This is a genomic window from Pseudomaricurvus sp., from assembly GCF_965662505.1.
Lineage (GTDB): Bacteria > Pseudomonadota > Gammaproteobacteria > Pseudomonadales > Cellvibrionaceae > Pseudomaricurvus.
The window spans coordinates 19,614-29,865 of record NZ_CBFIHX010000036.1 but is presented as its reverse complement, the minus strand read 5'-3'; the positions used below and the strand labels follow the sequence as shown (position 1 = coordinate 29,865).

Below are 10,252 nucleotides of genomic sequence, written 5' to 3'. Positions count from 1 at the left end.
TTTTGTGCATAGCAATATTGATCGGGAAGTTGAATGGGGTAATGCAAAGAATCGTACCCAGCGGACGCCAGCACACCACCCCGATTTTTCCCCGAGCCGGAGCATAGGCATCGGAATCCAGTGTTTCACCGCTGATCTGACGCGCCTCTTCCGCGCTGGCAATGGTGGCGTTGATGGCCCGGATCATTTCCACGCGACTGTCGGAGATTGTCTTGCCCGTTTCCCGGGTGATCAATTCAGCCATCTGCTCAGCGCGCTCTTCCAACAACTCAGCCAGACGGCGAAGGATTTCCGACCGGCGGAACGCCGGAATATCCCGCAAGCTACGCCGCCCCAAGTTCAACGCCTGCAGTTTTTCTTCCACAACCTGCCAGCTGTCGAATTCATATTCACCCAACAATTCATGACTGAACGGGTTGATCACTTCATAGGTCGTCAACATTTCATTCCCCTAAAAATTAGCAATTTATTCGTTATTTCATGCCTTTCTTCAGTCAGTAGGCCGAGACCAATTGAAAGACGATGCGTATCGCAGCGATCATCAAGGCAACTTTCATCAACAGAAAGAACACGTCTTTTCGCATTTTATGCAGGATAAGAACTCCCGCTTTTGCGCCTGCAACTCCGGCCAGACCCAGAATTAGAATCAGCTCGGCGTGATCCCAGAATGAAAATCCCAAAAATAGATAGGCCGGGATTTTGGTGCAATGGGTAATCACCTGCATCATCGACTTATTGGAGACCACTTCTTCTTTCGTCAGATCATCGCGCATAAAAAAGACGGCCAACAGCGGATCAACCACGCCCACCAAAATCCCCATGGCACCGGTGCCAATACCCACCCAGAAGAACTGTCTATCCGGCAGTTTTATCTGAGGCAATTTGCTGGGCTTAAACAGCGTGTACACAATCAACCCCAACACCAGCAACAACGGAAAGAAGTCACCCACCACCTTGGCAACAAAAAAAGTGGCCAATGCTGCGCCGATTACTGCGCCTATAGAAAAAGGAAGACACATGGACCAGCGCACATCCGCCCGTAAAAACCAGGTGCGGGCGGCGTTATTCATCACCTGTACAGCGCCGTGTATCGCGACCAAAGGTCGCAGCGGCATATAGAGACTCATGGCGGCAAACATCAACACACCACCCGCCATGCCCGTCACGGATGTAATCATTGAGGCAAACGCAATGGCCACCGCAAGAATGGCGATAGCTCCGTATGACAGTTCAGCGATTTCCATGAGCAGGTGATTTTTCACAATGATTTGGGAAATTGCACTCTAAGCAAGAGAAAGGAATGACCACAGATCCAGGACTGATTTTTTTATCAGTCCAGCCTCACGAGCTTGAGTTGTGCGCCACCAATGTGCACACCATTGTCGCAAGCACCCAACGCGGTGCACTTCAAGAAAAATCACTCACTGGTCCGCAAAATACGGTGCAACTGGACTTATTCGCAGGATATTCTAGGCGGTAGGGTTAAAGCGTGAGGGTTTGCATAACTGCTGAGCGATTTGCTCATCAGCAAACGGCACAACCCAGTTAATTAAAATAGGGGAGTTAATAAAACCTATGTCGATGTCTCGCTTACGTGCCCGATGGCTGCTTGGGCTATCCGTACCCACAACCCCCGTTTTCGCCGAAGGGCTGGACGAAAAGGTAGACCGCTGGATGTCTCCTGTCAGCAGCGGTCTGTCTGATATTATCTTTTACAAAGCCAATCTGTTTGGCCACGATATTCCGCTGATCGTTTTATGGCTGGCCGTAGCCGCCACTTTCTTTACGATTTACCTGGGTTTTTTAAACATCCGGGCTTTTGGACAGGCCATCAAACTGGTTCGAGGCGATTACCACAACCCCTCTCACTCCGGTGAGATCTCTCATTTTCAGGCCGTCGCTACCGCAGTCTCCGGCACAGTCGGTATCGGCAATATCGGTGGGGTTGCCGTTGCCATTTCCATCGGTGGCCCCGGCGCGGCCTTTTGGCTGATCGTGGCGGGATTCCTGGCCATGTCGACCAAGCTGGTGGAATGTACACTGGGCGTAAAATATCGCCGCGAGAATCCAGACGGCTCAGTCTCCGGGGGGCCTATGTACTACCTGGAAGCTTTTCTGGCCAAACGCAATAAACCTCTACTCGGCAAGCTTCTGGGCGGATTTTATGCGCTGGCGCTGGTGATTGGCTGTTTCGGCATTGGCAATATGTTTCAGTCCAATCAGGCGTATGCCCAATTTGTGAATATCACGGGTGACGAATCGAGCTTCTTTGCCGACAAAGGCTGGTTGTTCGGCCTGTTATTAGGGCTGGTGATTGGCGCGGTTATTTTGGGCGGTATCCGTTCAATCGCACGGGTAGCCGGCAAAGTCGTTCCGTTTATGGCAATTCTGTACGTCGTCTCTGCCATTGTGATCATCGCCATGAGCGCCGAATTCGTACCCACGGCTTTCGCCATGATGTTTTCCGGAGCCTTTACCAGTGATGGTATGACAGGCGGGATGATTGGCGCCATGATCGTGGGATTCCAGCGCGCCCTGTTCTCCAACGAAGCCGGCATTGGCTCAGCCTCGATTGCTCACTCAGCTGTGCAAACCGACCAACCCGCCTCTGAGGGTATTGTCTCGCTGCTGGAACCGTTCATTGATACCGTCGTGATCTGCACCCTAACCTCTCTGGTGATCATCACAACCGCCTACCCCTATGGGTTGATGGATTCAGGACTGGAAGGCATTGCTCTGACCTCGGCAGCGTTTGAGCATCACATCAGCTGGGCACCCTACCCTCTGGCGATCGCCGGCTTGCTGTTTGCCTTCTCCACCGCTATCTCCTGGTCGTACTATGGGCTCAAGGGGTGGACCTACCTGTTTGGTGAAGCCAACTACAGCCAGAACATCTTCAAAACCATCTTTTGCCTGTTCGTCATGCTGGGCTGTATGACCAACCTGACATCCGTATTGAACTTCTCAGACGCCATTGTGTTCCTGATTGCAGTACCCAACATTATCGGGCTGTACCTCTACGCGCCGGAAGTGAAGCGCGAGGTGAATCAGTATTTGGCTAAGGTCAAAAGCGGTGAAATCGCCAGTCGCCGTCAGAAAGCACAAGCGGAGACCACTGGAGCAGGAAAGGAGGCCAAAGTGGCCTGAGGGATCTAGGGTTAAGGAATTACGGAATCAACATCCAGCCGGTCATTACTGACCGGCAAACCTGCAATCACTAAATCGCAGACACAAAAAAGGAGGCCTTAGCCTCCTTTTTTTAGGTCATCTCAGAAATCTGAGACTTACAGAGGAACGATGTCCTCGGCCTGTGGGCCTTTTTGACCTTGAGTTACAGTGAACTCTACTTTTTGGCCTTCAGCCAGAGTTTTGAAACCTGAACCCTGGATAGCGCTGAAGTGAGCGAATACGTCTGGACCAGACTCTTGCTCGATGAAACCAAAACCTTTAGATTCGTTGAACCATTTAACCGTACCGGTAGTCTTTGACATTTGTGCAAATCCTAATCTTTCTTCAATAGTAATGTTTTGCCTTTAACTAAAATTAGTTAAAAGCGGCTGTGCTGAAGTGTGTTGCTATTTACTTATGAAAACAGGACGAGGTACTCAATACGGACTTCGAAATGGTGTGCATAAATATTCAGTCGCACTTTCAAGCGACCCTTAGCTTATAAACAAGACTGCGACCGAGTCAACTGTTATTTACAATAACTGACACTCAAATGGCAATTACCTCAAAATAGTCGTCAGAATCGCCTTTACTGGCCTTCTATGCCTTCTTTAGGGTTGTCTCAGAGGCTATGGATATAGCCCTGGCTCCCCCGTTCAGGTGCCTTTTTTCAACTCATCCCTTTCAATCTGTTACTAAATTCACATCAATACACTATCCTCTCCAAATTCCGGACTCTCCAAATTCCGGAAAACAGCAAGCTATTCGCTCCTCTCATCACAAAAACCCCCATCACGTGGAGACTCCCCAATGAAAGCCGTCGGCTTATATCAATACCTCCCCATTGACGATGAACAAGCCCTGATGGACGTCACGCTCGACCAGCCAGCCGCACCCCAGGGCCAGGATATTCTGGTGGCCGTCAAGGCTATCTCGGTCAACCCGGTGGACACCAAGATACGCTCACCCAAAGACCAGACCGAAAGCTCACCGCGGGTACTCGGCTGGGACGCCGCGGGAGAAGTGGTGGCGGTTGGCCCCGATGTTAAGCACCATCAGGTGGGCGACAAGGTTTACTACGCCGGCGACATCACCCGCCCAGGCAGCAACAGCGAATTCCAGCGGGTGGACGAACGTATCGTCGGCAAGATGCCAAAGTCTCTGGATTTCGCCCAGGCGGCCGCCCTGCCCCTGACCAGCATTACCGCTTGGGAAGCGCTGTTCGATCGTATGGGCATTTGTCCGGAGGGCCGTCACGCCGGCAGGAGCATTCTGATCGTGGGCGCTGCCGGCGGGGTCGGCTCCATTGCCATTCAACTGGCGAAACAGTTTGCCAAGCTCAACGTGATCGCCACCGCCTCCCGCGACGACACCACCGGCTGGGTGAAGCGCATGGGCGCCGATCAGGTGATCAATCACCGCAACTCGCTGGATGACGAACTAAAAGGTCTTGGCGTCGACACCGTCGATTACATTCTCTGCCTGAACGCCACCGACCAGCACTGGGTCGCCATGGCTAACGCCATCGCCCCGCAAGGGCATATCTGCTCCATCGTGGAAACCGAACAACCAGTGGATCTGGGCCTGTTAAAAAGCAAAAGCGCCAGCTTCTCATGGGAGTTTATGTTTACCCGGGCGATGTTTAACACAGAGGATATGATCGAGCAGCAAAAACTGCTGAACAAGGTCGCAGAGGGGATTGATCAGGGCGTTTTACAAGGCACTCTGAAAGAGCGAATGGAACCCATCAATGCAGAGAACCTGCGCAAGGCTCACAGCTTTCTGGAAAGCGGTAAAGCTATTGGCAAGCTGGTCTTAACAGGCTGGGACTAGTGCCTAATAACCTCTAATAGCTCTTGCAAGCGCCTGATACTCCTTGATGGCGCTTGAACACCGGTACGGCTCACCGATGAAGCCGTACCGGCTGCTTATTAATAACAGACAACTTTATTCGTTCAACCAATTTAAGGCACCGCTGAGAGTGTCAAACGTCTTAACGTCCCCCGAAATGAACCAGGCACCAATTTTTGCACCAACTTCCAACCAGCGCTTACTGGTACACAACGCAACCTTTTCGAAGTTACTGCCATGCTTTAAGCCCAGTTTAAAATCATCCCAGGCCGCCCGAGCTTCCCAGCCATCCAGATCGGTCGCATCAAACAACACTTTGATTTTGGGATCCTTCACGCCTTCGAGGGCAGAATCGATCAATGGAGCCATTACCTCATAATCTTCATGAGTCAGGGTGCCAACGGCCGTTATCATCAGAAAAAATGTTGTACCTACCCTCTCGATACCGACAGACAAACCGTGCTTTTCAATCTGCATACTATCGCCCTCCTGCGACACAGTGAATGACAAAACAAAGCAGTGACCTCACGACAAAGGAGGTCGGATTCGAGAGAAGTATAGACTACGGCAGCCCGTTATCGGACTGAGCGGAGGGTTGAGACGGGACGCTACTGAGCAATCGCTGAAAGGATATTTCGGGTGCTGATAACCCCGGCAATGATGCCATTGTTGGTGACAAAGATTCGGCGAATGCCGTGTTGCAACATCACGTAAGCCACTTCCTGAAGACTGGTTTTGCCATCAATTTTGATCACATGCTCGGTCATCACCTGATTGACGGTGCAACTCTCGTCAGCTTTCGCCATCATGGTTTGCAAAATATCGTCATCGTAGGTCTGTCCGACGTATTCCGCATACACCTCCTGCAGCAATGCGCTTTTTTCCTCGGAGGTTTTATTCTCAAACGACAGGATATCGGTGACGGTAACCACACCCACCAGGCTGTGATCACTGGCGATCACGGGTGCACCGCTGATTTTATTTTTCACGAAGAAATCGGACAGGCGTTTGATGGACCAACCTTCGTAAGCCATCAGAACCTGAGGGGTCATCACATCTTGAGCACAAAGATCGGTTTTCATAAGCCATTCTCCGGAGGATGCTTTTCAATCACTCACTTAAGACTATCACCGGCTCTGTGAATTTCAAAGTAAACCAGGCACGTATACCATTTCATCGGCTGGATAGGGTTAATCACTCAGCCGAGAACAATAATCTTCATCTGTAAACATTGGTGAGAACCAGACATAATCTGCCTGATTTTGCTGTATAGCCGGGTATTGTGCGGCTGAGTTCAGCGTCTCATTCACTTCGAGCATCAATAGAGTGACGCTGGAACGATTTGACGGCAGGTGACGGGGCACACCGACATCCTTGCGGGCATGAACTCCTCCGGTAATCAGAATACTTCTGTTGGGCGCCATATCGGCATGCGTCACACCCACTGCCGCAGCCATACTGGCATCTTTTGCCAGCTGAATATCCACCATCGGCTGCAACTTGTCTTTCGCCATCTTGCCGCAGTGGGAATCAAACACAAGATCCATGATCGGTGCTTGCAAACTGTCACGAACACGATCGACAGAAGAAAAACGGCGTTGATCGTCCAGCGCCTCCAGCCCATCACGATAGATCGTCATCATTTGCGAGCGATCTATATTGGCCGCCTTAAGATGACCACCCTGCTGAATCACCTGAAAAAACAAGGGACCGTAATCATCCCAGCTCCAACCTTTTTCCGGCCACTGCAGTTCGGTTTTTAACGCATTCAGGGAAATATCTGCCGGGAGTGTTTGCAATGCGTTTTTCTGCTGATCATCGAGCATTTCAAACGCAACCGCAGTTTTCGCATCAACGAGCGAGTGCAGCAACCGGGATTCAAACCGGTGATGGTCCGGATTATCGTGTTTCTCACCAATCAGAATGACTGAGAAGGAATCCAACTGAGTCACCAACTCGTGATAAGAAATCACTCGCCCGCTTTTCTGCTCAACAATTTTTCCCACCAGAGGATGGTCTTTCAGCAAAGCAGACTGCCAATCGACGTCAACTGCAAGAGTCGCTACTGGCGACATCAACAGACTCAGGTAGAAAACAGCCCGGATCAGACTCATACCAATATTCCTGCCCTAACCAAACTGCCTGACCATTTCCAGAATCACCTGCCACTCATCAGGCTGCACTGGCTGGATGGATAAACGCCCCTGCTTGACCAGTACCATATCTGCCAACAATGGCGCGGCTTTAATTCGGGCCAGAGGCAAAACGTTAGGAAATTTTTCAACAAAGGTGATATCGACCGATATCCAGCGGGGATTATCCGGGGAAGACTTGGGATCAAAATACTGGCTGTCGGGATCGAATTGCAGCGGGTCCGGATAAGCCGCAGCAACGACTCGGGCAACACCGGCCACCCCCACCTTTTTACAACTGCTGTGATAGATCAACACCTGATCGCCCACCGCCACCTGATCACGCAACAGGTTGCGCGCCTGATAATTGCGAATGCCATCCCACCGCTCGCGCTTGCAAGCGGCGAGATCATCAATGCCAAACTCGTCCGGTTCGGATTTGAATAACCAGTAATTCATGTTCAAATCCCCACGCTCAGACTCGCAAGTACGTTGACGTTACAGGCGGCCGTTTTTCTTTTTGTTGGCCTGAGCAAAGAGTGCCGCCATGGTGCCTTCAGACGACTTACTCTGGCCACCGCCGGAACGACCACCGTTGGATTTTTTACCGTCGTTGCCGCCAAAGCTGCGTTGCCCGCCGTTTTGGTTTTGGCGTCGTGAAGGACGACGCTCACCGGCCACCGAGGTTTGCTCTCCCGGAGTATCGTCAAGTCGCATGGACATGCCGATACGCTTGCGGGCGACATCCACTTCCATCACTTTGACTTTAACGATATCACCGGCTTTCACCACATCGCGTGGATCTTTCACAAAGGTATTGGACAGAGCAGAGATATGCACCAGTCCGTCCTGATGCACACCTACATCCACAAACGCGCCAAATGCAGTAACGTTGGTGACCGTGCCTTCGAGGATCATACCCGGCTCCAGATCGGAGATTTTCTCAACGCCTTCCTGGAACTGTGCCGTCTTGAATTCCGGACGGGGGTCTCGACCCGGTTTGTCCAATTCACCGATGATGTCGGTAACGGTAGGCACACCAAATTTTTCGTCGGTATAGTCCACCGCCTTCAGTGAACGCAGAAACGAAGAATCCCCCATCAGGTTGCTGATCGGGCGCGCATTTTGGGCGGCAATTTTTTCCACCACCGAGTAGGATTCCGGGTGAACCGCAGACGCGTCCAGCGGATTATCGCCACCGGCCACACGCAGGAAACCCGCCGCCTGTTCAAACGTTTTGGCACCGAAACGCGGCACCTGCTTGAGCGACTCACGACTGGTGAAAACACCATTCTGATCACGGAACTCGACGATATTGTTGGCAATACTTTGATTCAAACCCGACACCGCCGCCAGCAGAGGTGCGGAGGCGGTATTCACTTCCACCCCAACGGCGTTTACACAATCCTCGACGACGGCTTCCAGTGAGCGTGCTAATTGAGTCTGAGAGACGTCGTGCTGATACTGGCCCACACCAATGGACTTGGGTTCGATTTTCACCAACTCCGCCAGAGGATCCTGCAGACGACGGGCAATGGAAATGGCACCACGAATGGTCACATCCAGATCCGGAAATTCTTTGGCGGCAAACTCGGACGCGGAGTAAACCGACGCACCCGCCTCGTTCACCATGACTTTTTGCGCCTTGATGTCTTTATGAGTTTTCAAGACATCACCGACAAACTTGTCGGTTTCACGAGACGCCGTGCCGTTGCCAATGGCAATCAGACCGACGTCGTATTTTTTGCAGAAGTTCACCAGTACCGCTTCCGCTTCGCGAATCTTGTTCTGTGGTGGCGTCGGATAAATCGCACAGTGATCCAGCACCTTGCCGGTAGCATCCACCACCGCCACTTTACAGCCGGTGCGCAGACCCGGGTCGAGACCGATGGTCGCCTTCTGACCGGCCGGAGCCGCCAACAGCAAATCTTTCAGGTTGCTGGCAAACACATGGATCGCCTCTTCTTCGGCACGCTCGCGGATTTCGCCCAGCAGATCGGTTTCCAGATGCGTCAGCAATTTCACTCGCCAGGTCCAGCGCACCACTTCACCCCGCCACTTGTCGGCGGCACGTCCCTGATCGCGGATTTCCCAGAAATCGGCAATCATGGCCTCACAAGGATGAGCGGCTGTGCGGTCTTCCTCGTCACCAACGGTAATGGCAATGGACAGGAAGCCCTCATTGCGACCGCGGAAGATGGCCAGTGCCCGGTGGGATGGAATCCCCTTTAAGGGTTCATCGTGCTCAAAATAATCCTGAAACTTGGCGGCTTCGGCCTGCTTGCCGTCCATTACACGGGCAGAGATGGTGCCTTCGGTTTTGAGAAAATCGCGCAGGCGACCCAGCAGGTTGGCGTCTTCACTGAAACGCTCCATAAGAATGTATTTCGCGCCATCCAACGCCGCTTTGATGTCGGTGATTTTCTTGGCTTCTTCGCTGTCGTCGTTCAACTCGCCACCGACGATGTACTTTTGGGCTTCGTCTTCAGGAATCAGCTCAGGATTGGCCTGCAGGTCATTGGCCAGAGGCTCCAGACCGGCCTCGCGGGCAATTTGGCCTTTGGTGCGACGTTTGGGCTTGTAGGGTAAATAAAGGTCTTCAAGACGGTTTTTGGTATCCGCACTGTTAATATCAGCGGTGAGTTCCGGCGTCAGCTTGCCCTGCTCTTCGATGCTTTTCAGAATCGCGGCACGTCGATCTTCCAACTCGCGCAAGTAGCGCAGCCGCTCCTCCAGATTCCGCATTTGAGTGTCGTCGAGACCGCCCGTTACCTCTTTCCGATACCGGGCAATAAAGGGCACGGTTGCCCCTTCATCCAGCAAACCAACGGCAGCATTAACCTGCTGCTCCTGAGCACCAATTTCTTCGGCAATACGGGCGGAAATACTTTTCATAGATACAACTCTTGGAATACGGAGTAAGTCTGGAAGGATTGAATTCAGGCGCCCCGGGACCTTTTATAAGTGGTCATGCGAGTATGGCCATACGGGGCATTAGCTGGCCATTATGCGTAAATAGAAAGCCTGAAAACAGCCTTGTTTTTGAACGGGATTTATGGTCGCGTGATAAGATGGGTAAAGGCTTGGGACAAGTCCGGACG

At 52.0% G+C, this 10,252-nt stretch carries 10 protein-coding genes; 2 read left to right on the top strand and 8 right to left on the bottom strand.

Annotation, left to right across the window (positions count from 1 at the left end; translation table 11 throughout):
- Both ACTG33_RS07090 and ACTG33_RS07085 read right to left on the bottom strand, forming a co-directional pair.
- A partial coding sequence (locus ACTG33_RS07090; RefSeq protein ID WP_439134500.1) for an aldehyde dehydrogenase family protein occupies window positions 1–442 on the bottom strand: 442 nt, incomplete at its 3' end.
- A 52-nt stretch (window positions 443–494) separates the two neighbouring features.
- Window positions 495–1,244 (bottom strand): sulfite exporter TauE/SafE family protein, encoded by a 750-nt coding sequence (locus ACTG33_RS07085; protein WP_439134499.1) that lies wholly within the window; start codon window positions 1,242–1,244, stop codon window positions 495–497.
- 331 nt (window positions 1,245–1,575) lie between these two features.
- On the opposite strand from ACTG33_RS07085, the gene ACTG33_RS07080 reads away from it, so the two are divergent.
- Window positions 1,576–3,147 carry an alanine/glycine:cation symporter family protein gene (locus ACTG33_RS07080; protein WP_439134498.1) on the top strand — a complete coding sequence of 524 codons (1,572 nt, stop codon included), beginning with the start codon at window positions 1,576–1,578 and terminating at the stop codon, window positions 3,145–3,147.
- A 137-nt stretch (window positions 3,148–3,284) separates the two neighbouring features.
- Here the strand turns inward: ACTG33_RS07080 and ACTG33_RS07075 are convergent, their stop codons facing one another.
- Window positions 3,285–3,491 (bottom strand): cold-shock protein, encoded by a 207-nt coding sequence (locus tag ACTG33_RS07075; protein WP_167187766.1) that lies wholly within the window; start codon window positions 3,489–3,491, stop codon window positions 3,285–3,287.
- A 487-nt stretch (window positions 3,492–3,978) separates the two neighbouring features.
- Between ACTG33_RS07075 and ACTG33_RS07070 the strand changes: the two genes are divergently transcribed.
- Complete coding sequence (locus ACTG33_RS07070) at window positions 3,979–5,001, top strand: zinc-binding alcohol dehydrogenase family protein (protein WP_439134497.1); 1,023 nt, start codon at window positions 3,979–3,981, stop codon at window positions 4,999–5,001.
- Window positions 5,002–5,115: 114 nt separating this feature from the next.
- Here the strand turns inward: ACTG33_RS07070 and ACTG33_RS07065 are convergent, their stop codons facing one another.
- The 5 genes from ACTG33_RS07065 to ACTG33_RS07045 form a co-directional block, all read right to left on the bottom strand.
- Window positions 5,116–5,496, bottom strand: coding sequence for an STAS/SEC14 domain-containing protein (locus ACTG33_RS07065; RefSeq protein ID WP_439134496.1), 381 nt, complete (start codon window positions 5,494–5,496; stop codon window positions 5,116–5,118).
- A 131-nt stretch (window positions 5,497–5,627) separates the two neighbouring features.
- Entirely contained in the window at window positions 5,628–6,101 is a 474-nt protein-coding gene (locus tag ACTG33_RS07060) for a CBS domain-containing protein (RefSeq protein ID WP_439134495.1), read from the bottom strand.
- A 108-nt stretch (window positions 6,102–6,209) separates the two neighbouring features.
- A complete protein-coding gene (locus tag ACTG33_RS07055; RefSeq protein ID WP_439134494.1) occupies window positions 6,210–7,133 on the bottom strand; it encodes a ChaN family lipoprotein in 924 nt (307 codons plus the stop codon).
- A gap of 15 nt (window positions 7,134–7,148) precedes the next feature.
- A complete protein-coding gene (locus tag ACTG33_RS07050; RefSeq protein ID WP_439134493.1) occupies window positions 7,149–7,610 on the bottom strand; it encodes an EVE domain-containing protein in 462 nt (153 codons plus the stop codon).
- Window positions 7,611–7,649: 39 nt separating this feature from the next.
- Window positions 7,650–10,046, bottom strand: coding sequence for a Tex family protein (locus tag ACTG33_RS07045; protein WP_439134492.1), 2,397 nt, complete (start codon window positions 10,044–10,046; stop codon window positions 7,650–7,652).
- Between the last annotated feature and the right edge of the window lie 206 nt (window positions 10,047–10,252).

Coding starts and splice junctions, on each gene's coding strand:
- ACTG33_RS07085 (WP_439134499.1), bottom strand. CDS start 1,244: ATGGAAATCGCTGAACTGTCATACGGAGCTATCGCCATTCTTGCGGTG.
- ACTG33_RS07055 (WP_439134494.1), bottom strand. CDS start 7,133: ATGAGTCTGATCCGGGCTGTTTTCTACCTGAGTCTGTTGATGTCGCCA.
- ACTG33_RS07075 (WP_167187766.1), bottom strand. CDS start 3,491: ATGTCAAAGACTACCGGTACGGTTAAATGGTTCAACGAATCTAAAGGT.
- ACTG33_RS07065 (WP_439134496.1), bottom strand. CDS start 5,496: ATGCAGATTGAAAAGCACGGTTTGTCTGTCGGTATCGAGAGGGTAGGT.
- ACTG33_RS07045 (WP_439134492.1), bottom strand. CDS start 10,046: ATGAAAAGTATTTCCGCCCGTATTGCCGAAGAAATTGGTGCTCAGGAG.
- ACTG33_RS07050 (WP_439134493.1), bottom strand. CDS start 7,610: ATGAATTACTGGTTATTCAAATCCGAACCGGACGAGTTTGGCATTGAT.
- ACTG33_RS07080 (WP_439134498.1), top strand. CDS start 1,576: ATGTCGATGTCTCGCTTACGTGCCCGATGGCTGCTTGGGCTATCCGTA.
- ACTG33_RS07070 (WP_439134497.1), top strand. CDS start 3,979: ATGAAAGCCGTCGGCTTATATCAATACCTCCCCATTGACGATGAACAA.
- ACTG33_RS07060 (WP_439134495.1), bottom strand. CDS start 6,101: ATGAAAACCGATCTTTGTGCTCAAGATGTGATGACCCCTCAGGTTCTG.